The organism is Nonomuraea sp. NPDC049750 (assembly GCF_040659625.1).
Classification (GTDB): Bacteria; Actinomycetota; Actinomycetes; order Streptosporangiales; family Streptosporangiaceae; genus Nonomuraea.
Window position 1 is genome coordinate 317,595 of the sequence record NZ_JBFANB010000008.1, and the last position, 22,621, is coordinate 340,215.

The following is a 22,621-nucleotide window of genomic DNA, read 5'->3' on the forward strand; positions in this document are numbered from 1 at the left end:
CCCCTCCTCTCGAAAACAGTATGGAAAGAGTCGATCACGTTCGGTAATGTGTGCGGTGGGTGGGGCCGCTGTGACAGGAGGTGCGCGATGGCGATCCGCCGCTCTGCCACCAAACGCCACGGCCTGCCCACGATCGTGCAACTGCGGCTCACGCCTACTCCGGCTCAGGCTGAGTCGCTGGCGGCGGCGGTGCTGTTGTGCAATGAGGCGGCCACCGTCGTCTCTCGGCTGGCGTGGCAGCATCGCGGCTTCGCTGTGGTGGAGTTGCATCGGCTGGCCTATTACGAGGTGCGCGGGCAGGTGGCCGGGCTGGGTGCGCAAGCGGCCGTGCGGGCGATCGCCCGGGTCGCCGGCGCCTACGCCAACCGGCGTTCCAGCAAGAAACGCGCTCACATCATCCGGCCGCAGGGCGCTGTCCCCTACGACGCCAGGCTGATGAGCTTCCATCGGGATGCCCGCACGGTGTCGCTGTGGACCCCCACTGGCCGCGTCACCGTCCCCTACGCGGGTCGGCCGGAAGACCTCAAAGCCGTGGACGTGCTGCCGGTGGGGGAGGCCGATCTGATCTGCCGGCGCGGCGTGTGGCTGCTGCACCTCACCCTCACCCTGCCCCGACCGGCAGTGCGTGAGCCGGTCGGCGGCTTTGTGGGGGTGGATCAAGGGGTGGCGAACCTGGCGGTCGCCTGCGACGGCGTGGTGCTGCCCGGCCCGGCTTTGCCGGGGCCGGTCGGCGGTAACGGCCATGTCCGCACGCTGCGGGAGCGGCGCCATCGCCAGCGCCGCCGGTTGCAGAAGAAGGGGACGTCGGCGGCGCGGCGGGTGCTGCGCCGTCTGTCGGGGCGTGAGCATCGGATGATGGCCGACCTCAACCACCAGATGAGCAAATATGTGGTGCGTGAAGCCGAACGCAGCGGTCGTGGTGTCGCCCTGGAGGATCTGCAGGGTATCCGCGGGCGGGTAAGGGCTCATCGGTTCCAGCGGCGTACCCTGCACGGCTGGGCGTTCGCCCAGCAGATCGCCTTCACCCGCTACAAGGCCGCGCGAGCCGGGGTCGCCTTCGTGCTGGTCGACCCTGCGTACACCTCGCAGGCATGTCCGGAGTGCGGGCACATCAGCACGGCGAACAGGCCGGCGCGGGGCCGGTTCGTCTGCGAAAGGTGCGGCCTCGCTGGGCACGCCGACCACATCGCAGCCCGTAACATCGCCGCACGCGGCGCAGCGGGCTGGGCTGCCATCAACTAGCCACACGCTACCGGCCTCCCTTCACCCAGACGGGACCGCGAGAGCAAACCACCAGCTTCAAACGGTGGTAGTTGATTGATCAATCCTTCGGAGGCGCACACCCCCGTTTGGGAATTTCTCTATGTCGGAGGACATGTCAGAGGTTTGTGCGGCAACACCTGAGGATAACCATATATTTGCACACTGTTCGGGCTGAGTGCGCTGGGTTGACCGTTGGCGGAGCGATGAGGCGGTCGAACAGCCTGAGCGGAGGATTGCCGAAATGGCCTGGAGTCCCGGCACGGAAGGGGCATTGGCCAATCGGATCGCACTCTGCCGCAGTAAACGACTTATGGCGATAAATAGGGAAAAATATTACGCGACGATGGGCGCCAGCAGAGTGCCGTGATCGCGCGGTGGCCACCGCGCGATCCGTGTTCCTCCCCCACGATGGATCGATGCGCGGTGGCCATTCTCGTTCTCAGGCGCCGCTTGACCAGGAAGATCACTCCCAGGGCCCGTCGCACGCGTCATGCGGTGGCGGTCAGCTCGTCACGGCGCACTGTCCGCGCTCCTTCCTGACTGGTCCTTCGGCATTCGGGCGTACGTCGAAGTCGAAGATCGCGGTGGGCAGGTAGAGCGAGCAGCAGGCGTTGGGAATGTCGACGATCCCGCTGATTCGCCCTTCGATCGGAGCCGAGCCGAGGATCAGGTAGGCCTGTTCGCCGGTGTAGCCCCACCTCTTGAGATATTCGACGGCATTGAGACATGCCCTGCGGTAGGCCACCGTCGCGTCGAGGTAGTAGTTGGTGCCGGTGTCGTGGTCCACCGAGACCCCGATGAACGACATGAACTCGGAATAGCGCGGCTCGACGTTTCCCGGCAGGAAGACCGGGTTGGTGGAGACACCGTACTTCTCCATGCCGCCCTTGATGAGGTCGACGTGGAGGTCGATGAAACCGCCCATCTCGATCGCGCCGCAGAAGGTAATCTCGCCGTCGCCCTGGCTGAAGTGCAGGTCACCTCCGGAAAGTTTCGCATCCTTCACGTGGACCGGGTAGAAGACCCGGGCTCCGCGGGTGAAGTTCTTGATGTCTTGATTGCCGCCGTTCTCCCTTGCCGGCACGGTACGGGCGCCCTCCTCGGCGATCCGCCGCGCCGCCTCGCCGCTTGCCGTACCGGTGATGGCGTTGTCGGTCAGCGGTGGCAGGCCGAGCGGCGGGACCCGTTGCGGATCGGTGTCGATGAGCGCCTGCTCCCTGCGGTTCCAGGAGGCGAGCAACTCGGCTGACGGCGCGGTGCCGAACAGCCCTGGGTGGGTGATGCCGGTGAACCGGACACCTGGCAGGTGACGGGATGTGGCCGCCTGGCCGTGGAAGTCCCAGATCGCCTTGTACGCGTCGGGGAAGTAGTCGGTCAGGAATCCGCCGCCGTTCGCCTTGGCGAACACGCCGGTGTAACCCCATCCCTGGCCTGGTGCCTGCCCGATCTGCTGGGGTACCGCGCCGAGGTCGAGGATGTCGACGACCAGGAGATCGCCCGGCTCGGCTCCCTCCACCCCGATGGGCCCGCTCAGCACGTGCGCGACGGTCAGGTCGACGTCCCGCACGTCGTTCGCGGAATCGTTGTTGCCTATCTGGGCGTCGGTCCATTCCCGGCAGTCCATTCGGAACTCATCTCCGGGGCGGACCATCTCGACTACCGGAACATCCGGGTGCCATCGATTGTGTCCCGGGATTTTCTGGTCGCGCATGGACATCGATTGATCGACGCTGAATACGACTTTCGGCATGATGAATGCCTTTCTTGAATACGGATGCCGTCAGGCATGAAACGCATCGACCACCTCCTTACAGGCGTCGCGGGTCTTCTCGTCAGGTCCACCGGGGGCGATGCGTCCGGTCACCGGCGCCCATCGCATCGGCCGGTGCCGCCGCCGTGGGTTCACGTCCACGGGTCAACGGCCACAGCCCGATGAAGACCACCACGCCGAACACGGCGAGGATGAAGGCGATGAGGTTGGTGTTCCGCCAGTAGCCCGTCAGGATCATGAACGCGGGGATCGCCGCCGTGACCCACCCCTGGATCGCCGTCACCCAGCCCGTGTACCTGGTGATCTGCTCGTGTTTCAAACCCAGTAGCACGAAGAAGAGGAACCACAGGAAACCCCAGTAGAGCCAGATGACCCCGAACGCCGGATCGCCCAGGAGCCGGAAATTCGCGTACGAGTATCCGAGCGCCATGATGGCCACGAACAGCGAGAAGTAGCCGACTCCCGTGGAGTCGAAACCGCCCAGCAGGTTGATCCCGACGTACAGGTAGGTGAAACCGAACAGGTAGATCCCGGACGCGCCGAGGACCTGGGCCGGGTTCCCGGGATTGAGGATGATCAGCACAGTGGGCGTGATCACCTGCAGGGCGCCGACGAAGAGATTGAAGATGGCCGCCGCGCGTGGATCGATCTTCTTCAGCAGCATCATCCCGTTGATGAAGAGCACCGCGCCGACGTAGAGAAGTCCGACGGCTCCCATGAGCGACGCACCTCCTGGTGTTGTCGTGTGGCGGCATCACTCACGCCGGGCGGCCTGTCACCGCCTCCGGACCGGCGGAGCCGCGTGTGTGAACGGTTCACACGCACGCGCCGCGTTGTTGGTGTTGATCAAGATGTTTGTGTTGCTCAAGGCTTTCTATTGCTCAAGGCTTTCTGCTGCTCAAGGCCGAGGCAGGCGTGGCAGCGCCGGGTGCGGCGGCGGTTCGCGCCGCTTGGCAGGCACGCTCGTGACCACCTCGGGTGCTTCCTGGCTCTGCTCCTCGCGGGTGAGCGCGGCACTGACTACTGAAGGCACCCGGCCGAGGTAGGGCGAGGAGAAGACTCGACGGGATGGGCGGTGGCACGCGGGGCATTCACAGGCCGCCGCGGCGGTCCCGATCGGTAGACGCACCTCGAATCGTCCGCAGTCGGGGCAGCGATATTCATACGTCGCCATAGGCATTCCTCCGCAGAGATCCAACTCGATCTTCTCCGGCCTTCGGCACCGCAGAGCCATCGCCGGCCTGCGGCGATCTATTTCAGATAACCTCCGCCGCCAACCCCATGTCAAGGTCGTCGAACGCGGTGGCAATTTCCCGGAAAACCAGCCCTGCGCGGAAAAGGGAGTAAGAGTAGCGGAAGGGTGCCCGTGAAGGAGATAAACGTGGTCAGACTTTTAACGTCGGCGCGCGCATAATTGCCTGATCGGCTGGGAGAATTTGCCGGACATTTGATGGATTTCACGATTTTGACCAACAACGAAGACACTGCCATCGACGGCTGCGGGCAGGTCGCGGGCGCGTCCGATGTCAACGCGCGGCTACGGGAGGCCGGGGACGGCGAGTGCCCAGCCGCGGTCCTCGGTGAGGAAGCGGTCCAGGCGGAGCCCGCACTCGGCCAGGGCCGCGCGCAGGTCGTCGTCCGTCAGCCGCCGGGACGTGAACGACTGGGTCCACACCCGATCCCGGTGCGTGTAGCGCATCGTCGCGTTGAACTGGTCCGGCCCGGTCGCCTCCAGGGCTACCAGCGTGACCGTCATGTCGCCGTCCGTCCTGCCCTGGCCGGGCCGCCGGGCGTCGTGCGTCTCGGGCGGCGTCCACTCGATCAGCACGGCTCCGCCGGGCGCCACGTGCCGGGCGCAGGCCGACAGCAACGCCCGCCGGCCGTCCTCGTCGGAGGTGTTCACCAGGTACGAACCCAGCATGACCGCGTCGAAGCGCCGCTCCAGCCGCAGATCCTCCACCCGGGCTCGTACGGTCCGCGCGCCTCGCACGTGGGCCAGCATCTCGGCCGACTCGTCCACGGCCACCACCTCGAAGCCGTGCTCCAGCAGGGCGTGCGTCACCCGGCCGACGCCCGCGCCCAGCTCCAGGACGGAGCCGCCCGGCGACACCACCCCCGCGAGCAGCTCCGCCTCGCCGCGGGGCTTCAGCAGGGTGTAGTACTCGACGGGGGAGCCGTCGGGAGTGATCGAGCCGGGGCCGGTGCCGGAGCGGGGGATGATCGTCATGCCTTCGAATCTAACTCCGGGCGAGCGCACATGGGATCCCGTTCTCGCGGGGACGAAGCTGCTGTGTCCCCTCAGGTGCGTCATCTGATCGGCGCGGTGGCCGGGTCGGCCGCGCTGCCCCTCGTCTACTACCTGACCGAGGCGGGCGCCAGGGCCCTGCGAGCGGCGTACGCCGCCTTCCGGCCCGCGCCCGCCGGGCTCGGCTACCTGGCGGCCGTGGCGGCCATCGTGGTGCTGCTCGCCGCCTGGTCGTGGCTGTCGCCGCTGGCCGCGCTGGCCTGCGGGCTGCCGCTGACCGCCGCCGCCGCGCTGTTCGCGTTAGACCTCGACGTCGCGATGGACCTGGCGGGCCGGCTGCCGAGCTTCGCGGTGCCCACCGGCCAGCCGGTGGGCACCCTGGCCGGTGAGCCGCCGGGCGCGCTGGCCGGGGTGACGGGCCTGTACGCCGTCATCGGCGTCCTGCTGGTGCTGTCGGCGCTGCTGCCGCGCAGACGGCGATCTATCCTGGGCGAATGAGCGGACGGGACCCGGATCGGCGCAAGGCGCTGCTGGACGCGGCGGACCGGGTCATCCTGCGCGAGGGCCCCGAGGCGTCCATGGCCGCGATCGCCGCCGAGGCCGGGATCACCAAGCCGATCCTCTACCGCCACTTCGGCGACAAGAGCGGCCTCTATGAGGCCCTGGCCGACCGCCACGTCCGCACGGTCATCGCCCAGCTGCGGCCTGGGTTCGCCGGGGCTGCGTCCGACCTGCGGCCGGGGTTCGCCGAATCAGCGTCCGACGTGCGGCCGGGATTTGCCGGGCCCGCGACCGATCTGCGACCGGGGTTCGCCGAAGCAGCCTCCGATCTGCGCGGCCGGGCCAGGACGACGATCACCGTCTACCTGGATCTGATCTCGGCCAACCGCAACCTCTACCGTTTCCTGTTCCACCGGGCCAGCGCCGAGGACACCCGGATGCGCTCCCACATGACCGCGCTCGTGCGCGGCCTGGGCGAGGAGCTGGGCGGGGTGCTGGCCGCCCAGCGGGTGGTGCCGGAGCCCGTACGCGCCCAGGTGCTCGGTCACGCGTTCGTCGGCATGGTGCAGACCACCGGCGACTGGTGGCTGGAGCATCCGGAGGTGGATCGGGCGGAGGTCGTCGAAGGACTGGTGGACGTGATCGTCGCGGCCGTCAGTCACCGAAGCGGGAGAGTTTCCCATGCCGCCGGGCGTAGTTGAGCGCCCATCCGAACACCCCCAGCGCGACGGCCAGATAGACGGCGTTGAGCCCTGCCGCCCACGCCATCCGGTCCCACGGCACCGCACCGCCCGACATGACCGTACGCATCCCCTCGAAGACGTGCGAGGCGGGCAGGAACCACGCCACGGTCCGCACCGGCGCGGGCAGCACCGACAGGGGATAGAAGATTCCGGCCAGCGGTTGTACGAAGAAGACCACCGACCAGGCGATGACCTGCGCGTTCTCGCCGAACCTGAGCACCGCCGAGATCCCGATCAGCCCGAGCGACCAGCCGAGCAGGAGCAGGATGCCCATGAACGGCACCAGCCCCACGCCCAGGCTCGTCACCCCGAACCCATAGAGCACCAGCGCGAGACCCGCCATCACGGCGACGGCGAAGACCACCTTGCCCAGCGAGAACAGCATCAGCCCGATCAGGTATTCGACGCTGGACAGCGGACTGACCTGCACGTTGAGCAGGTTGCGCGACCAGACGTCCTCCAGGAAGGCCATCGAGATCTCGTTGCTGGCCTTCTGCAGCACCTGCCAGAGCAGCACCGCGCCGATCAGGAACGCCACCACGAAGGGCACCTGCTGCGTGCGCAGGAACAGCGTGAGGAACCCCCACAGCAGCAGCTCGACAGTGGGCCAGAACAGGATCTCGAACATCCGGACCGGGCTGCGCCGCAGCGCGGCGAAGTCACGCCGGATCACCCCGGAGATCCGGCTGCGCCGGGCGGCGAGGCCGAGCGGCGGCAGAGTGAGCGGGGGCGAGGTCAACGTCTTCATCCGCGGGCCACCTTCAGGAACACCTCTTCCAGGTCGTCGACCCCGTAGTGGCTGGCCAGCTCCTCGGCGCTGCCCGTGGCCACGATCCGCCCGTCGGACATGAAGTGGATCCGGTCGCACATCCGCTCGACCTCGCGCATGTTGTGCGAGGTGATCAGCATGGCGTTGCCGCTCTCCTCGGCCAGGCGCGACAGCAGGCCGCGGATCCGGTCGCCCGCGTCGGGGTCGAGGTTGGCGGTGGGCTCGTCCAGCACCAGCAGTTGGGGCGCGTTGAGCAGGGCCTTGGCCAGCTGCACCCGGGTGCGCTGGCCGGAGGACAGGTCCATCATCCGGCGCCCGCGCAGCGGCCCCAGCTCGAACAGCTCGATCATCTCGCCGACCCGTGCGGCCGGCCGCCGCAGCGCGTAGAGGCGGGCGAACGCGTCGAGCACCTCGTGCACCAGCAGCGGCCCTGGCAGGTCCACGTAGCTGGCGGCGAAGTTGACCCGGCTCAGCACCTCGGTCCGGTGCCGCGCGAGGTCCTGGCCGAACAGGTTGACGCTGCCCGCGTCGGGGGTGATCAGGCCGAGCAGCATATGGAGGGTCGTCGACTTGCCCGCGCCGTTGAGGCCGAGCAGCCCGATCACCTCTCCCTCGGCGACGGTGAGGCTCAGATCGCGGACCGCCGTCACGGACCCGAACCGCTTGACCAGATGAGTCGCCTCCAGGATGGTCACCCGACAAGAGTGCGGTCCGTACGCGATCAACGGCAACGGGTTTTCAGCGGAGCGGGTTCTCAGCCGAGCAGCCGCAGCAGGTCCCACTCGTTCTCGCACACCCGGCGCCCGATCGCGGCCAGCTCGACCGAACGCGCGCCGCCGCGCAGGTGGCGCATCGTCTGCATCACGCAGATGATGCCCCACTTGAGCACGCCGAACGTCTCCCACCAGCGCAGCGCGTCCCGGTCGACGGGCTGCCCGCCGGCCTTCTCGTACGCGCTCACCAGGTCGTCATAGCCGCCGAAACCGCCCACTGGCAGCGGCGAGCCGAACCGCCACGCCTTCACGCACAGCCAGCCGAGGTCCTCGACCGGGTCGCCCGCGTGGGCCAGCTCCCAGTCGAGCACCGCCCGGATCCCCTCGGGCCCGACGATCAGGTTGCCGTTGCGGAAGTCGCCGTGCACCACGGTCCGCCGCGCCGCCGCCGGCCGGGTCGCCGCCAGCCGCCGGAAGGCCAGCTCGAACACCGGATGCGGCTCACCGATCTGATCGAGCACGTTCCGCCACTGCCGCAGCGGATCCTCGGCCACGAGAACAGGCACGGGAACAGGGGGGAGCGCCGACAGCGGCATCCGGTGGATCGCCGCGAGCGCCTCGCCGCACTGGCCGGCCAGCCGCGGCCGGGCCCCCGCGTACGCCTCGTCACGCAGGATCCTGCGCGGGATCGTCTCGCCCGCCACCCGCGTCATGAGGATGTACGGCTCACCGGCCGCCACGATCCGCGGCACCGGCACCCCGGCCTCGTCGGCGGCCCGCATCAGCGTGGCCTCGCTCGCCAGGCTGCCACCGGCCTCCAGGGCGGCGCCGGGGGAGTCGAGGCGCAGGATCAGTTCGTGCCGTTCGTCCCCGTCGAGCACGTCGAGCGCCCACGTCTCACGCGAGGCCCCGCCGGGAAGCCGCGCGCTGAAGGGCACCGACGCGCCGGGCCCGAAGACCTCGCGGACGATCGAGGGGACGATCGAGTGGACCGGCTCCGTCATCGCAGCCCGAACTCCCAGTTCCCGCCCGCCGCGTAGGCGCCGAGTATCCGCCGTCCCACGGAGTCGATGTGCACCTCGTCGGGGCCGTCGTAGATCCGCCCGGCCCTGGCGTGCCGGTACATCCGGTCCAGCGGGGTGTCCGGAGTCAGCCCCGCCGCGCCGTACACCTGGATGGCCCGGTCGATCACGTTGTGCAGCATGCGCGAGCCCACCACCTTGATCGCGCCGATCTCGACCCGGGCTTCGGAGCCGGCGTCGATGGCCCGCGCGGCGTCGAGCGTGAGCAGCCGCGCGGCCTGGATCTCGGTGTAGGAGTCGAACACGTGCTGCCGCATGAGCTGCTTGGCGGCCAGCGGCTCGCCGAACGCGCTCCGCTCGCGCAGCCGGCGGCACATCAGGTCGAAGGCCCGCTGCGCCTGGCCGAGCCAGCGCATGCAGTGGAAGATCCGTCCGGGTCCCAGGCGCCGCTGCGCGATCACGAACCCGTCGCCGCGCTCCCCCAGGAGGTTCGAGGCGGGCACCCGGACGTTGTCGTAGCGGACCTCGCAGTGCGCGCCGTCCAGCCCCAGGACCGGCGTCTCGCGGATGATGTCGTAGCCCGGCGTGTCGGTCGGCACGAGGATCATGGAGAAGGACCGGTGCGGCGCCGCGCCGTCCTCCGTCCGGCACATCACGGTGGTGTACGCGGCCCGGGAGGCGCCGGTCGTGAACCACTTGTGCCCGTTGATCACCCATTCGTCCCCGTCGAGGACCGCGGCCGTCCTGAGCTGGGTCGGGTCGCTGCTCGACACGGACGGCTCGGTCATCGCGAAGCTCGGCGAGATGTCGCCGCGCACCAGCGGGTCGAGGTAGCGTTCCCGCTGCTCGGCCGAGGCGTGCTCGTGCAGCATCAGCGAGTCCTGCAGCGTGTACGTCCCCAGTGCGATCTGCCCGAACTCACTTCGCCCCTGCACCTCGTTGACGTAGACGTAGTCGAGGAAGGGCAGCCCGCCCCCGCCCAGCTCACGCGGGTGACCAAGGGCCCACAGACCCTCCTTCTTGGCCTCCGCCCGCAGCTCGTCGAGCGCCGCCCCGGCGGCCGGCCCGCCCTGGTGGAGCACGTTCTCGGCGGGCTCGACCCGCTCGGTCATGAAGGTGTGTACGGCATCGCGGATGGGGCGGACGCTGTCAGGGACGGCGAAGCTCATGACAGGATCTCAACCGATAATCGTTGCCCGGTCAACGGATAAGGAGTCCCTTATGGCGGCCCCGCACGACGTTCCCTCGGCGGCCCACCTGGTGGCGGCCGTGCGCGACTTCCTGGCCGACGACGTGCTGCCCGCGGTCGAGGGGCGGGTGCGATTCCACACGCGGGTGGCGATCAACGTGCTCGGCATGGTCGAGCGGGAGATCGAGCTCGGCCCCGGCCACGCGGAGGAGCACGGGCGGCGGCTGGCCGGGCTGGGCGTGGCCGACGACGCGGAGCTGGCGGCGGCGGTGCGTGAGGGCCGCTTCGACGACTCGGCCCTGGTCGAGGCGCTCAGGGATGCCGTACGGGCCAAGCTGGAAGTGGCCAACCCCGGATATCTCGGCGACGGCTAGCCGACCTTGACCGGCTGACGGCCGGTTCCCGGTTGGGAACCGACCGTCAACCGGCCGGGAAGGCGATCAGTGCGACGACGCCAGGTCCAGGTCCTTGACCTTGGGGTCGCCCTCGTCGGCGAAGTAGTCCTCGCGCGAGGTCGCGTCCGGCCCGTCGGCCACCTTCATGGCCCGGAACACCAGCGTGCCCAGAGCCGCCACGATCAGGTTCACGGCCAGCGCCAGGAAGCCCGCGTAGATCGTCATCTTGGTGTCGATCCCGAGGTTGGCCAGCCCGAACGCCGACCCGCCGAAGTGGGCCTTGCCGTTGGCCGGGTTCGGGATCATGTACAGCATCCAGATGCCCGCGCCCATCCCGGCGATCCAGCCGGCGATCAGGCCGCCCTTGTGGAACCAGCGGGTGTAGAGGCCCAGCCCCACCGACGGCAGCGTCTGCAGGATGATCACGCCGCCGATGAGCTGCAGGTCGATGGAGAACTGCGGGTCGAGCAGCAGGATGCACAGCACCGCGCCCACCTTGACCACCAGGGAGACCAGCTTGGAGACCTTGGCCTCCTGCGCGTCCGTGGCGTCCTTGCGCAGGTATTCGCGGTAGATGTTGCGGGTGAACAGGTTCGCCGCCGCGATCGACATGATTGCGGCGGGGACGAGCGCGCCGATGCCGATGGCCGCGTAGGCCACGCCCGCGAACCAGTCGGGGAACATCTGGTCGAACAGCGCCGGGATGATCGTGTTGTTGTCCACCTTGCCGCTGGCGCCCACGACCCCCTTGGTGCCCGCCGCGATCGCCATGAAGCCGAGCAGCGCGATCAGGCCGAGCAGGAAGCTGTAGGCGGGCAGCGCCGCCATGTTCCGCTTGATGACGCCGCGGTTCTTGGAGGCCAGCACGCCGGTGAGGCTGTGCGGGTAGAGGAAGAGCGCCAGCGCCGAGCCGAAGGCCAGCGTGATGTACTGGAGCTGGTTGTTGGCGTTGAGGGTGATCCCGTCGCCGGGCGCCGGGCTCGCGTCGAACTTGGCCTTGGCCGCGTCGAAGATCGACCCCCAGCCGCCCAGCTTGGCCGGGATGTAGATGACCGCCGCCAGGATCACGATGTAGATCAGCGTGTCCTTGACGAAGGCGATCAGCGCCGGCGCCCGCAGCCCCGACTGGTAGGTGTAGGCCGCCAGGATGGCGAAGGCGATGATGATCGGCAGGTGCCCGGTGATGCCCATCGTCTTCAGCACGGCCTCGATGCCGACGAGCTGCAGGGCGATGTACGGCATAGTCGCCACCAGGCCGGTGATCGCGATGATCAGCGCCAGCGTCGGCGACCCGAACCGGGCCCGGACGAAGTCGGCCGGGGTGACGAACCCGTGCACGTGCGAGACCGACCACATCCGGGCCAGCACCAGGAACACCAGCGGGTAGACCACTACCGTGTACGGCAGGGCGTAGAAGCCCAGCGCTCCGGCCCCGAACACCAGCGCGGGCACGGCCACGAAGGTGTAGGCGGTGTAGAGGTCGCCGCCGACCAGGAACCAGGTGATCCAGGAGCCGAAGTTCCGGCCGCCCAGCCCCCACTCGTGCAGGCTCTCGATGTTCTCGGGCCGCCGCCATTTGGCCGCCACGAAGCCCATGACGCTCACCGCGAGGAACAGAACCGCGAAGACGACCAGCTCGGTCACATTGGCGTTCACTTGGTCATCCTGTACACGATCGTGGTGCAGCCGACGCCGACGATGATGAAGGCGATCTGCAGCCAGTAGAACAGCGGGAAGCCGAGCAGCCGGGGCTCGTCGGCGTTGAACAGGAAGGTCAGCAGCGGCAGCACGATGGGCAGCACCAGCAGCCAGTTCCAAGGGCTGCGGTCACTGCGTGCCCGCTGGGATTCCCCGGTTGTCATCGACCCCTCCGAAGCATGGATCAGGAGCCGGTCTACGCTCTTGACCGGCTCCTGACATCTCGTCAATGGGAGGAGATTAGCTTTTCCAGGGGATTAATCCCAATGTCGGCAGGGTTACGGTTTGGCCTAAATGTCACGTCGAGCCGGCCAGGTCGAGGTCCTTGATGCGCGGGTCCCCCTCGTCGGCCGTGTAGTGCTCGGGGGCGGTGCCGTCGGGGCCGTCGGCGACCTTGAGCGCCCGGAACAGCAGCGTGCCGAGCAGCGCCACGATCAGGTTGACGGCCAGCGCCAGGAAGCCCGCGTAGATCGTCATCTTGGTGTCGAGGCCCAGCTTGGACAGCGCGAACGCCGACCCGCCGAAGTGCTCGTGCTTGGTGGCCGGGTTGGCGACGTTGTAGAGCATGAGGATGCCGGATCCCATCCCGGCGACCCAGCCCGCGATCAGCCCGCCCTTGTGGAACCAGCGGGTGAACAGGCCGATGGCCACCGACGGCAGCGTCTGCAGGATGATCACGCCGCCGATGAGCTGCAGGTCGATGGAGAACTGCGGGTCGATGAACAGAATGAACAGCACCGCGCCGACCTTCACCACCAGCGAGGTGACCTTGCTGACCCCGGCCTCCTGGGCGTCGGTGGGATCGCGGTTGATGTACTCGCGGTAGATGTTGCGGGTGAACAGGTTGGCCGCCGCGATCGACATGATGGCCGCCGGGACGAGCGCGCCGATGCCGACGGCCGCGAACGCGACGCCCGCGAACCAGTCGGGGAACATCTGGTCGAACAGCTGCGGCACGACGGTGTTGACGTCGGTGCCGATCGGCTTGATCTTCGCCGAGATCGCCATGTACCCGAGCAGCGCGATGAGCGCCAGCAGCAGGCTGTAGGCGGGCAGCGCCGACATGTTCCGCTTGATCACGTCGCGGTTGCGCGAGGCCAGCACGCCGGTGACGCTGTGCGGGTAGAGGAACAGCGCCAGCGCCGAGCCCAGCGCCAGCGTGACGTACTGGAGCTGGTTGTTGGCGTTGAGCAGGGTCCCGTCGCCGGGCGCCGGGGTCGCGGCGAACTTGGCCGTGGCGTCGCCGAAGATCTGGCTCCAGCCGCCCAGCCGGGCCGGGATGTAGATGATCGCGACGAGGATCACCAGGTAGATGAGGATGTCCTTGACGAAGGCGATGAGCGCGGGCGCCCGCAGCCCCGACTGGTAGGTGTAGGCCGCCAGGATCACGAACGCGATGATCAGCGGCAGGTCGGTGAGGAACCCGCTGCCGGACACGCCCATCGTCTTCAGCACGGCCTCGATGCCGACCAACTGCAGCGCGATGTACGGCATGGTCGCCACGATCCCGGTGATGGCCACCAGCAGCGCCAGCGTCGGCGAGCCGAACCGTACCCGCACGAAGTCGGCCGGCGTGACCAGGCTGTGCACGTGCGACACCGACCACAGCCGGATCATGATGAGGAACACGATCGGGTAGGTGATCACCGTGTACGGCACCGCGAAGAACCCCGCGGCGCCCGCCCCGAACAGCAGCGCGGGCACGGCCACGAAGGTGTAGGCGGTGTAGAGGTCACCGCCGATGAGGAACCAGGTGATCCACGCCCCGAAGTTGCGCCCGCCCAGCCCCCACTCGTTGAGGCTGGCCAGGTCGGTGGGCCGGCGCCACCGGGCGGCGACGAAGCCCATGCCGCTGACCACCAGGAACAGGACGGTGAAGACGATGATCTCGGTCAGGTGCTCGCTCACCGCTGCCTCCGCTTGGTCATCTGGTAGACCAGCGTGGTCGTGATCACGCCGAGGGCGATGAAGGCGATCTGCAGCCAGTAGAACAGCGGGAAGCCCAGCAGCCGGGGCTCGTCGGAGTTGTACAGGAACGTCAGCAGGGGGATGGCGATGGGGAGGAGCAGCAGCCAGTTCCAGGGGCTGCGGTCACTCTTGTCATCGGGCAAGGCGGTCTCCTAGGGGAGATGCGGCTCTTGCCCTCGCAGACTAGTGAGGTGATTATTTCGGTCAGGTCACCGATCGACGAGTGGTCGGCTCCCCGCGACGAACGGTCGGTTCGACGATGAGGTCCGGCCGCTCAGACGGTCCGCTCGGCGGCGGTCCTCGGCTCGTGCCGTACGTCACCGGGCTGCCCGACCGGCCGGGTCCAGGCGGCGAACTCCACCAGCACTCCGTCGGGGTCCTTGAAGTAGATCGACCGGACGAACACGCCCTCGTGCATCTCCGGCGCCACCCCGAACTCGCTGTCGTCGTGGTTGAGCAGCACGCCCACGTCGATGCCCTTGGCCAGCAGCCGTTCGCGGTATTCCTCGATCCGCTCGGGCGGCACGTCGAAGGCGATGTGGTTCATCGACCCGACGGCCGACAGCAGCTCGCCCCGATCGGGCAGGTGACGCGGCGCCGACACGCCGGGCACGCCCTCGGGCGCGTCGGGGAACCAGAAGAAGGCCAGCGCGTTGCCGCCGCCGCAGTCGAAGAAGAAGTGCTGCCCCCAGCCCATCGGCAGCTCGATCGTCTTGATCAGCGGCATGCCGAGCACGCCGGAGTAGAAGTCCACGGTCTGCTTCATGTCCGAGCAGACCAGGGCGACGTGGTTGACCCCGCGTAACTCGAATTCGCTGTTCATAGTAACTATCTACTTATCACAGGGGTCCCGTGGAAAACATGACAGGAGATGTCCTCTTTCCGGGTGAGCATGGCCCCATGATTGCTCTGGTGGCGGGCGCGACCCGCGGTACGGGACGAGGAATAGCGGTTCAGCTGGGCGCGGCCGGCGCGACCGTCTACTGCACCGGCAGATCGACGCGGGAGGGCCGCTCGGAGTTGAACCGGCCCGAGACCATCGAGGAGACGGCCGAGCTGGTCACGCGGGCGGGCGGCACCGGCATCGCGGTGCGGGTGGACCACCTGGACCCGGCGCAGGTCCAGGCGCTGGCCGAGCGGATCGAGCGTGCGCATGGGCGGCTCGACGTGCTGGTCAACGACGTGTGGGGCGGCGAGCCGCTGTACGAGTGGGACACGCCGGTGTGGAAGCACGATCTGGACAACGGGCTGCGCCTGCTCAGGCTGGCGATCGACACCCACCTGATCACCAGCCACCATCTGTTGCCGCTGCTGATCCGCCACCCGGGCGGACTGGTGGTCGAGGTGACCGACGGCACCACGGGCTACAACGACACCCACTACCGGGTCTCGCCGTACTACGACCTGGCCAAGGTGTCGGTGAACCGGCTGGCCTTCAGCCAGGCGCACGACCTGGAGCCGTACGGCGGCACGGCGGTGGCGCTCACCCCGGGGTTCCTGCGCTCGGAGGCCATGCTGGAGCTGTTCGGCGTCACCGAGGAGACCTGGCGCGAGGCGGCGCCCGACCCCGCGTGGGCGGTGTCGGAGACCCCGGCCTACGTGGGCCGCGCGGTCGCCGCCCTGGCCACCGACCCGGACAAGCGGCGCTGGTCGGGCCGGTCGGTCTCCAGCGGCGAGCTGGCCCAGGTGTACGGGTTCACGGACGTGGACGGCAGCAGGCCGGACGTGTGGCGCTTCATCACCGAGGTCCGGGAAGCCGGTAAGGAGGCCGACCCCGCGGACTACCGGTAGAGAGTCGCCCGCCGGTAAGGAGGCGGCCCCGGAGGACTACCGGTAGAGAGCCGCCCGCCGGTAAGGGCTACCGGTAGAGGGCCGCCAGCCGGGCCGACGCCCCGGCGACCAGGGCGCGCAGTTCCGGTGGTTCGAGCACCTCCGCCTCCGGCCCGAAGCGCAGCACCTGGCCGTAGGCCACCTGGACCGACTCCACCCCCAGCCGGACCGTCCCGTCGGGCTGGAGCGAGGCCAGTGCGTCGGGCAGGGCCGCCGGGTCGGCGATGTGGCGCAGCAGGCGCACGCCCGCCTCGCTCAGCCGCAGCGTGATCGTCTCGCGCAGCAGCGAGCGGGTGAACGCCGCCGACTGCCCCGCCCAGAAGGCCGCCAGGTCGAAGCCCGGGTCACGCTCGAAAACCCGGGCCAGCACGCCGATCTCCTCGAACCGGTCCACCCGGTAGATCAGGAACCGCTCCCCGCTCCTGGCCGCCAGATACCACGCGCCGGCCTTGAGCACGAGCCCGTACGGCTCCACCGTCCGCTCCGCGCCCTTGTAGACGGCCGTCACGGCGAGGTCCCGCCAGACGGCCCTGGCCAGCGGCGCGAGCGCGGCCGGGGGCGGGGAGTCGCCGGCGAACCAGCCGGGCGCGTCCAGGTGGAAGCGCTGCGCGGCCGTCGCGGGCGCGTCGCGTACGCCGGGTGACAGCGCCGCGGCGGCCTTCAGCCGGGCCGTCGCGGCCACCTCCTCCAGCCCCATCTCGCGCAGCGCCGCGGGCACCCCCGACAGGAACAGCGCCTCCGCCTCGGCCCGGTCGAGCCCGGTCAGCCGGGTACGGTAACCGTCCAGCAGCCGGTAGCCGCCGCCGCGCCCTCGATCGGCGTAGACCGGCACCCCCGACTCCGACAGCGCGAGCACGTCGCGGTGGATGGTCCGCTCGGACACCTCCAGCTCCCCGGCCAGCTCCGCGGCCGTCATCCCGCCGCGCCCCTGCAGCAGCAGGAGCAGCGACATCAACCGCGCGGCGCGCACAGCGGCAGGATCATGGCCGAGGGATGCTCGGGGGAGTGGAACACCTCGACGTCGGCGGGCACCATCTCCCCGCCCAGCCCGAGCGACTGGCCGGTGCCCGGATTGCGGGCGATCGTCGGGTAGGCCCCGGCGGCGACGTGCACCCGGATCCGGTGGTCGCGGGCGAACCGGTGCCCGACCGGCCACAGGTCCACCAGCACCCGCCGGATGTCATCGGCCGCCGAGTCGGGACCCAGCCGCCGCACACCCTCGCACACGTTGAGCGAGCGGCCGTCCGGATGCACGTCGCAGACGCGCACGACCACGTCCACGTACGGCGTGCTCGACCTGACGAACAGTTCGGCGCCGACCGGCCCGATCAGCTCCACGTCCGACTCCAGCGCGGCGGAGCTGTAGACGAGCACGTCGCGCCGTGCCTCCAGCCGCCGCTGGTCCCTCGGCCGGGAGTCGGCCAGCAGCACCGGGCCGCCGAGCACCGGCGTCGGATGATCCGGGTGGTAACGGAAGCGGTCGGGCTCGTCCTCCCGCGGAAGTTCGGTGCCGAGCCCGAAGCCGTGCTGCAGGTGCCAGCGCTCCGGCCGCATCTCAGGCACCGGCCAGTCGGGGTAGTCGCGCCACTCCTCGGCCCCCGTCACGTACAGCCGCACCGGATCGGGGCGCAGCCCGGACGGGTCGTCCAGCAGGTGCGTGCGGAACCAGGCCAGCGCGTCGGCCATGGCGGGCCGCCCGTGCCGGCGGTCCACGTGGTACCAGGGCCCGATCGTCAGGTAGGGCCGCCGCCCGGCCGCCCGCATCGCCTGGTAGTCCTTGAGCTGCCACGGCAGGAACACGTCGTACCAGCCGCCCAGCATGGTGACGGCCGCCTCCACCTCGCCGACCTGCGGGGAGAAGTCGCGCTTGTCCCAGTACGGCACCGCCGGGTCGGCATGGTGCTCCAGGAGGTTCTGGAAGAAGGGCAGTGGCCGCCCGGCCGAGACCTGGTCCAGCTCGGCCACCGGCCGCCCGGACAGGACCGCCCGGCGGGTGAGCCGGGGCGCCGTCAGCATCGCCGTACCTCCGAAGGGGCGGGACATGGCGTCGGTCAGCGTGGTCCAGCTCAGCGCGGACTCCAGCGCGAACGCCCCGCCCACGTAGGCGGCGTCCCTGAACTGCGAGGCGGTGATCTGCGTGGCCATGGCCTTCAGCTCCGGCCCGGCCTCGGCCGCGATGGCCCACTGCGCGTAGCCGAGATAGGAGGGGCCGAACATCGCGAACGACCCGCCGTACCACGGCTGGGCGCGCATCCAGGCGACGGTGGCCAGGCCGTCGTCGTGCTCGTCGCCGAGGGGGTCCAGGGTGCCGCCCGAGCCGAAACCGCCCCGGCAGCTCTGGATCACCACCTGGAAGCCGCGCCGGGCGAAGCCCCGGCCGCACATCCAGCCGAACAGGCCGCGCCGGCCGTAGGGGGAGCGGATCAAAATCACCGGCGCCCGGTCCCCTCTGACCGGCGCGTAATGGTCGGCCAGGAGGGTCACGCCGTCGGGCATCGGAATGGGAAGGTCACGCCGGACCCGCACACGTCGCATTACCTACCAGTAACAGATGTCCCCGGGGTCCGGTAGCCCGGGGGCACCCCAACGGCCGGGCGGTCAGTCGAAGTGCTGGTAGCGGGGCCAGGCCACGCTCCACGGCTGCTTGAGCCCCCGGCACAGGAAGATGCCCATGCCCTGCAGTTCGTTGTTGACGCCGACGCCGTTGTCGACGCGGTCCTTCTGCTCGCAGCTTTTGTACTGGAAGTCCATGCCGCGCGGGCCGATGTTCACCATGACCGCGACGGTGGCGTTCTCGGGCGGTGGACCGTACTCGTGGAGCTGGTTCTGGCCGCTGTAGACGCGCGGGATCCCGGCGCGCACGAGCGCGCCGTGCTCGCCGTAGCTGCCGGTCATGACGATGGCCCGTGCCTGGTCCTCCGGCGGCAGCGCGCGCAGCACGTTCTGGACCTTGGCCGCGAACTGGGGCCAGCCGATGGACTCGCGCACGACCTCGTCGATCGCCGGCACCGGGGTGGCGGCCAGACTGGCGACCGGGATGAGCGGCAACGCGATCACGGCCGAGACCAGGCCGTTGACCACGAGGGACCCGGTGGCCAGGCGTACCTTGCCCAGACCCGCCGCCTCCACGCTCACGCAGCCCGCCGCGAACAGCAGCAGGATCAGGCCGGCCGTGTAGTCGAAGCGCCCGCCGCTGATCAGCGTCGCCACGGCCGCGGCGGGATAGGCGACGGCCAGCGCCCGCACCCGCCGGTCGCGCCACAGGCGCACCCAGCCGAACGCGCCGATGATCGTCACGACCGGCCCGAACAGCGTGAGCTGCATGGGCACGAACAGCGCCCGCAACTCGCCACCCCGCTCCGAGCTCAGCGCCGCCGCCATCTTGAGCTGCGGCCAGTCGTGCGTGGCCTGATAGAGCAGGTTCGGTACGGCCAGCGCCGCCGCGATCAGCGCGCCACCCCACAGCCAGGGGCTGGCCAGGACCCGGCGCGGCCCCACGGCCACCAAGCCCACCGCGAGGCCCAGCAGCAGCATGACGATCAGGTGCTTGTTGTAGGTCGCCAGCCCGGCGATCACGCCGACGGCCGGCCACCACCGTGGCTGCTCGCGCATCAGCGCCTTGGTCATGAACAGGATGGCCGCCGCCCAGAACGGCAGGTCGAAGCTGAGCGTCAGCAGCGTGTGCCCGGCGATGAAGGTGTAGGCGCCGGTCGCCGTGCCGAGCGCGGCCAGGATCTGCGCGACGCCACGGCCGCCCAGTTCGCGGGTGATGAGCGTGACGAGCACGACGAGGACCGCCGCGGCCAGCGCGGGCAGCACCCTGATCCCGAAGAGCGTGTCGCCGAACACGGCGATCGACAGCTTGGCCGCCATCGGCGCGAACGCGGGCTGATCGACGTACCCCCAGGCGGGGTGCTCGGACAGCACACGGAAGTACATCTCATCGCGGTGATAGCCGTAGCTCCCGCTGAGCAGCAGCAGCACCGCGAACAACAAGATCGAGATCAACGTGACCGAGCGCCACGCTAGTAACGGGGGGCGTTCCATGATTGCTAAAGTTAGCCGTTCGTCAGAACTCCCGTCAGGAGTTGCGCACCCCTATTTGCCGGGCGTTTCGCCCATCTGGGGGCCACCCGGTGCGGGCGCGTTGCGTGATCATCGCGAGCCGGTTACGCTTGCCACATGCGAATCTCGTTGCAGCTTCAGTGGTGGCGCCGCTAGTAGGCGGCGCGTGATTCGCATTCCTCAACGGACGGCCGCCCCGGAAGGCGGCCTTTCTCGTGTCCGCCCCCGGGGCATCAGTGTCGGTGTTCGATCATCGGTTTTCGACAAGGGGCAGCAGTGGAGACGAGCGGATATACCACCGCCGGGGGCATCGGAGTCGAGCGCGAGGTACGCCAGGTGCCTGAGGAGGCGCTCGAAGAGATCGTGACGGCGCTCGGAGAGAGACGCGGCGGCGCCTTCTCCTCCGGGATGGACTACCCGGGCCGCTACAGCCGATGGGCCTTCGGCTACGTCGACCCCTGCCTGGAGCTGGTCGCCAGGGGCCGCCACATCTCCGCCAGGGCGCTCAACGCCCGCGGCAGGGTCGTGCTGCCCGCCGTGGTCTCCTGCCTGCTGGCCGCCGGCAAGCCCGTCGAGGAGCCGACCGCCGACCATGTCGAGGTCTACGTGCCCGAGTCGGGCGACCTGCTCACCGAGGAGATGCGCAGCCGCCGGCCCACGGTGTTCACCGCGATCCGCGAGGTCATTGCCGCCTTCCGGGGCGACGACCCGCACCTGGGCCTCTACGGCTCCTTCGGCTACGACCTGGCCTTCCAGTTCGAGCCGATCAGGCAGGAGCTCGTCCGCCCCGACGACCAGCGTGACCTGGTGCTGCACCTGCCCGACAGGCTCGTGGTGATCGACCGCCAGCGCGAGACCAGCGTCGAATACCGCTACGAGTTCACCGTCGACGGCGCCACCACCCGTGGCCTGGAGCGCACCGGCGAGTCCGTGCCCCTCACCGAGCCCGCCGAGGTGCCCGCCGACCCCAAGCGGGGCACATACGCCAAGGTCGTGGCCGCCGCCAAGGAGAAGTTCAAGCGCGGCGACCTGTTCGAGGTCGTGCCCGGCCAGGTCTTCCACGCCCCCTGCACCGACCCGTCGGCCTTCTTCCGCGGCCTGCGGCACAGCAACCCGGCGCCCTACGAGTTCATCATCAGCCTGGGCGAGGGCGAGCACCTCGTCGGCGCCTCGCCCGAGATGTACGTCCGGGTGAGCGGCGACCGCGTCGAGACCTGCCCCATCTCCGGCACGATCGCCCGCGGCAGCAACCCGATCGAGGACGCCGAGGCCATCCGCACCCTCCTGACCAGCGTCAAGGAGGAGTCGGAGCTGACCATGTGCACCGACGTCGACCGCAACGACAAGTCGCGCATCTGCGTGCCCGGCTCCGTCAAGGTCATCGGCCGCCGCCAGATCGAGCTCTACTCCCGGCTGATCCACACCGTCGACCACATCGAGGGCCGGCTGCGGCCGGAGTTCGACGCCCTCGACGCCTTCCTGACCCACATGTGGGCCGTCACGGTCACCGGCGCGCCCAAGACCTGGGCCATGCAGTTCATCGAGGACCACGAGGCCACCACCCGCAGGTGGTACGGCGGCGCCATCGGCTTCATCGGCTTCGACGGCTCCATGAACACCGGCCTGACCCTGCGCACCGCCCAGATCAAGAACGGCCTGGCGACCGTCAGGGCCGGCGCCACGCTGCTGTTCGACTCCGACCCCGAGGCCGAGGAGCGCGAGACCGAGCTCAAGGCCAGCGCCCTGCTCGGCGCCCTGGCCGCGGTCAACCAGCCGCACGCCAAGCCGGTCGTCCCGGTCCGCGAGCAGCCCGGCCAGGGCATGAAGGTGCTGCTCGTCGACCACGAGGACTCCTTCGTCAACACCCTGGCCGACTACTTCCGCCAGGAGGGCGCCGACGTCGTCACGCTGCGCCACGGCTTCCCCTCGGCCATGCTCGACGACATCGCGCCCGACCTCGTCGTCCTGTCGCCGGGCCCCGGCTGGCCGTCCGACTTCGGCATGTCGGCGCTCATCGATGAGATCTACGCCCGTGACCTGCCGGTCTTCGGTGTCTGCCTCGGCCTGCAGGCGATGGTCGAGCACGCGGGCGGCTCGCTGGAACTGCTCGACTACCCCGAGCACGGCAAGCGCGGCCAGGTCACCCGGCTGGGCGGCGGCGACGCGCTGCTCGACGGGCTGCCCGAGGAGTTCGTCGCGGCCCGCTACCACTCCCTGCACGCCAAGCGGGCCGGCGTGGTCGGCTTCACCCCGACCGCGCTGACGCCCGACGGCAACGTCATGGCGATCGAGGACACCGAGAAGCGCCGCTTCGCCGTGCAGTTCCACCCGGAGTCCATCCTCACCGCCGAGGGCGGCGCGGGCGCGCGCGTCATCGCCAACGTGCTCCGGCTCGCCCGCCGGTGAGGCCGGGTCCGAGGGCGGTTTCACACGTGCGGGCCGGAGCGTT

The 22,621-nt window shown here is 69.5% G+C and carries 22 protein-coding genes; 6 read left to right on the forward strand and 16 right to left on the reverse strand.

Annotated features, from left to right (window positions below; genetic code table 11):
• Positions 1 to 87: 87 nt before the first annotated feature.
• Positions 88 to 1,242: a transposase gene (locus AB0J16_RS23550; protein ID WP_358542919.1), complete on the forward strand. Its 1,155-nt coding sequence runs from the start codon at positions 88 to 90 to the stop codon at positions 1,240 to 1,242.
• A 523-nt stretch (positions 1,243 to 1,765) separates the two neighbouring features.
• Here the strand turns inward: AB0J16_RS23550 and fmdA are convergent.
• The 4 genes from fmdA to AB0J16_RS23570 all read right to left on the reverse strand — a co-directional run bounded on the left by fmdA (position 1,766) and on the right by AB0J16_RS23570 (position 5,261).
• A complete protein-coding gene (gene fmdA / locus AB0J16_RS23555; RefSeq protein ID WP_358542921.1) occupies positions 1,766 to 3,013 on the reverse strand; it encodes a formamidase in 1,248 nt (415 codons plus the stop codon).
• Between the two features lie 82 nt (positions 3,014 to 3,095).
• Positions 3,096 to 3,752 carry an AmiS/UreI family transporter gene (locus AB0J16_RS23560; RefSeq protein WP_358542924.1) on the reverse strand — a complete coding sequence of 219 codons (657 nt, stop codon included), beginning with the start codon at positions 3,750 to 3,752 and terminating at the stop codon, positions 3,096 to 3,098.
• Positions 3,753 to 3,932: 180 nt separating this feature from the next.
• Positions 3,933 to 4,268 carry an FmdB family zinc ribbon protein gene (locus AB0J16_RS23565; RefSeq protein WP_358542926.1) on the reverse strand — a complete coding sequence of 112 codons (336 nt, stop codon included), beginning with the start codon at positions 4,266 to 4,268 and terminating at the stop codon, positions 3,933 to 3,935.
• 303 nt (positions 4,269 to 4,571) lie between these two features.
• A complete protein-coding gene (locus tag AB0J16_RS23570) occupies positions 4,572 to 5,261 on the reverse strand; it encodes a class I SAM-dependent methyltransferase (protein ID WP_358542928.1) in 690 nt (229 codons plus the stop codon).
• A gap of 63 nt (positions 5,262 to 5,324) precedes the next feature.
• Here AB0J16_RS23570 and AB0J16_RS23575 point away from each other — a divergent pair, with 63 nt between their 5' ends.
• Complete coding sequence (locus tag AB0J16_RS23575) at positions 5,325 to 5,777, forward strand: hypothetical protein (RefSeq protein WP_358542930.1); 453 nt, start codon at positions 5,325 to 5,327, stop codon at positions 5,775 to 5,777.
• On the forward strand, positions 5,774 to 6,481 hold the full coding sequence (locus AB0J16_RS23580) for a TetR/AcrR family transcriptional regulator (protein WP_358542932.1): 708 nt from the start codon (positions 5,774 to 5,776) through the stop codon (positions 6,479 to 6,481). Before AB0J16_RS23575 ends, AB0J16_RS23580 begins: the two co-directional genes overlap by 4 nt.
• On the opposite strand, the gene AB0J16_RS23585 is transcribed toward AB0J16_RS23580, so the two are convergent.
• From AB0J16_RS23585 to AB0J16_RS23600, 4 genes are read right to left on the reverse strand one after another with little or no spacing between them, the layout of a single operon-like run.
• A complete protein-coding gene (locus AB0J16_RS23585) occupies positions 6,435 to 7,271 on the reverse strand; it encodes an ABC transporter permease (protein WP_358542934.1) in 837 nt (278 codons plus the stop codon). The two genes, AB0J16_RS23580 and AB0J16_RS23585, sit on opposite strands and share 47 nt — an antisense overlap.
• Positions 7,268 to 7,987 (reverse strand): ABC transporter ATP-binding protein, encoded by a 720-nt coding sequence (locus tag AB0J16_RS23590; RefSeq protein WP_358542936.1) that lies wholly within the window; start codon positions 7,985 to 7,987, stop codon positions 7,268 to 7,270. The genes AB0J16_RS23585 and AB0J16_RS23590 overlap by 4 nt, the downstream gene beginning before the upstream one ends.
• A gap of 59 nt (positions 7,988 to 8,046) precedes the next feature.
• Entirely contained in the window at positions 8,047 to 9,009 is a 963-nt protein-coding gene (locus AB0J16_RS23595; protein WP_358542939.1) for a phosphotransferase family protein, read from the reverse strand.
• Positions 9,006 to 10,196: an acyl-CoA dehydrogenase family protein gene (locus AB0J16_RS23600; protein WP_358542941.1), complete on the reverse strand. Its 1,191-nt coding sequence runs from the start codon at positions 10,194 to 10,196 to the stop codon at positions 9,006 to 9,008. Before AB0J16_RS23600 ends, AB0J16_RS23595 begins: the two co-directional genes overlap by 4 nt.
• A gap of 52 nt (positions 10,197 to 10,248) precedes the next feature.
• Here AB0J16_RS23600 and AB0J16_RS23605 point away from each other — a divergent pair, with 52 nt between their 5' ends.
• Positions 10,249 to 10,590, forward strand: coding sequence for a DUF6285 domain-containing protein (locus AB0J16_RS23605; RefSeq protein WP_358542943.1), 342 nt, complete (start codon positions 10,249 to 10,251; stop codon positions 10,588 to 10,590).
• 66 nt (positions 10,591 to 10,656) lie between these two features.
• On the opposite strand, the gene mctP (AB0J16_RS23610) is transcribed toward AB0J16_RS23605, so the two are convergent.
• The 5 genes from mctP (AB0J16_RS23610) to AB0J16_RS23630 form a co-directional block, all read right to left on the reverse strand.
• A complete protein-coding gene (gene mctP, locus AB0J16_RS23610) occupies positions 10,657 to 12,267 on the reverse strand; it encodes a monocarboxylate uptake permease MctP (protein ID WP_358542945.1) in 1,611 nt (536 codons plus the stop codon).
• Positions 12,264 to 12,473, reverse strand: a complete 210-nt coding sequence (locus AB0J16_RS23615; RefSeq protein WP_358542947.1) for a DUF3311 domain-containing protein — start codon at positions 12,471 to 12,473, stop codon at positions 12,264 to 12,266. The genes mctP (AB0J16_RS23610) and AB0J16_RS23615 overlap by 4 nt, the downstream gene beginning before the upstream one ends.
• A gap of 133 nt (positions 12,474 to 12,606) precedes the next feature.
• On the reverse strand, positions 12,607 to 14,217 hold the full coding sequence (gene mctP, locus AB0J16_RS23620; RefSeq protein ID WP_358542949.1) for a monocarboxylate uptake permease MctP: 1,611 nt from the start codon (positions 14,215 to 14,217) through the stop codon (positions 12,607 to 12,609).
• The gene (locus AB0J16_RS23625) at positions 14,214 to 14,420 is read right to left on the reverse strand and encodes a DUF3311 domain-containing protein (protein ID WP_358542951.1); all 207 of its coding nucleotides are present in this window, start codon (positions 14,418 to 14,420) and stop codon (positions 14,214 to 14,216) included. Before AB0J16_RS23625 ends, mctP (AB0J16_RS23620) begins: the two co-directional genes overlap by 4 nt.
• A 131-nt stretch (positions 14,421 to 14,551) precedes the next feature.
• Entirely contained in the window at positions 14,552 to 15,100 is a 549-nt protein-coding gene (locus tag AB0J16_RS23630; protein ID WP_358542953.1) for a VOC family protein, read from the reverse strand.
• 77 nt (positions 15,101 to 15,177) lie between these two features.
• Here AB0J16_RS23630 and AB0J16_RS23635 point away from each other — a divergent pair, with 77 nt between their 5' ends.
• On the forward strand, positions 15,178 to 16,068 hold the full coding sequence (locus AB0J16_RS23635) for an SDR family oxidoreductase (RefSeq protein ID WP_358542955.1): 891 nt from the start codon (positions 15,178 to 15,180) through the stop codon (positions 16,066 to 16,068).
• 67 nt (positions 16,069 to 16,135) lie between these two features.
• On the opposite strand, the gene AB0J16_RS23640 is transcribed toward AB0J16_RS23635, so the two are convergent.
• The 3 genes from AB0J16_RS23640 to AB0J16_RS23650 form a co-directional block, all read right to left on the reverse strand.
• On the reverse strand, positions 16,136 to 17,077 hold the full coding sequence (locus tag AB0J16_RS23640; protein WP_358542957.1) for a WYL domain-containing protein: 942 nt from the start codon (positions 17,075 to 17,077) through the stop codon (positions 16,136 to 16,138).
• Entirely contained in the window at positions 17,059 to 18,603 is a 1,545-nt protein-coding gene (locus AB0J16_RS23645) for a CocE/NonD family hydrolase (protein ID WP_358542959.1), read from the reverse strand. Before AB0J16_RS23645 ends, AB0J16_RS23640 begins: the two co-directional genes overlap by 19 nt.
• 102 nt (positions 18,604 to 18,705) lie before the next feature.
• Positions 18,706 to 20,154 (reverse strand): glycosyltransferase family 39 protein, encoded by a 1,449-nt coding sequence (locus AB0J16_RS23650; RefSeq protein WP_358542961.1) that lies wholly within the window; start codon positions 20,152 to 20,154, stop codon positions 18,706 to 18,708.
• 294 nt (positions 20,155 to 20,448) lie between these two features.
• On the opposite strand from AB0J16_RS23650, the gene AB0J16_RS23655 reads away from it, so the two are divergent.
• Complete coding sequence (locus tag AB0J16_RS23655) at positions 20,449 to 22,578, forward strand: anthranilate synthase component I (RefSeq protein WP_358542964.1); 2,130 nt, start codon at positions 20,449 to 20,451, stop codon at positions 22,576 to 22,578.
• Positions 22,579 to 22,621: the final 43 nt, after the last annotated feature.

Bases quoted from the DNA above. Each gene is read 5' to 3' on its own strand.
- AB0J16_RS23605 (WP_358542943.1), top strand. From the start codon at position 10,249: ATGGCGGCCCCGCACGACGTTCCCTCGGCGGCCCACCTGGTGGCGGCC.
- AB0J16_RS23630 (WP_358542953.1), bottom strand. From the start codon at position 15,100: ATGAACAGCGAATTCGAGTTACGCGGGGTCAACCACGTCGCCCTGGTC.
- AB0J16_RS23595 (WP_358542939.1), bottom strand. From the start codon at position 9,009: ATGACGGAGCCGGTCCACTCGATCGTCCCCTCGATCGTCCGCGAGGTC.
- AB0J16_RS23560 (WP_358542924.1), bottom strand. From the start codon at position 3,752: ATGGGAGCCGTCGGACTTCTCTACGTCGGCGCGGTGCTCTTCATCAAC.
- AB0J16_RS23645 (WP_358542959.1), bottom strand. From the start codon at position 18,603: ATGCCCGACGGCGTGACCCTCCTGGCCGACCATTACGCGCCGGTCAGA.
- AB0J16_RS23615 (WP_358542947.1), bottom strand. From the start codon at position 12,473: ATGACAACCGGGGAATCCCAGCGGGCACGCAGTGACCGCAGCCCTTGG.
- AB0J16_RS23585 (WP_358542934.1), bottom strand. From the start codon at position 7,271: ATGAAGACGTTGACCTCGCCCCCGCTCACTCTGCCGCCGCTCGGCCTC.
- AB0J16_RS23565 (WP_358542926.1), bottom strand. From the start codon at position 4,268: ATGGCTCTGCGGTGCCGAAGGCCGGAGAAGATCGAGTTGGATCTCTGC.
- AB0J16_RS23635 (WP_358542955.1), top strand. From the start codon at position 15,178: ATGATTGCTCTGGTGGCGGGCGCGACCCGCGGTACGGGACGAGGAATA.
- AB0J16_RS23650 (WP_358542961.1), bottom strand. From the start codon at position 20,154: ATGGAACGCCCCCCGTTACTAGCGTGGCGCTCGGTCACGTTGATCTCG.
- fmdA (WP_358542921.1), bottom strand. From the start codon at position 3,013: ATGCCGAAAGTCGTATTCAGCGTCGATCAATCGATGTCCATGCGCGAC.
- AB0J16_RS23580 (WP_358542932.1), top strand. From the start codon at position 5,774: ATGAGCGGACGGGACCCGGATCGGCGCAAGGCGCTGCTGGACGCGGCG.
- AB0J16_RS23550 (WP_358542919.1), top strand. From the start codon at position 88: ATGGCGATCCGCCGCTCTGCCACCAAACGCCACGGCCTGCCCACGATC.
- AB0J16_RS23570 (WP_358542928.1), bottom strand. From the start codon at position 5,261: ATGACGATCATCCCCCGCTCCGGCACCGGCCCCGGCTCGATCACTCCC.
- AB0J16_RS23600 (WP_358542941.1), bottom strand. From the start codon at position 10,196: ATGAGCTTCGCCGTCCCTGACAGCGTCCGCCCCATCCGCGATGCCGTA.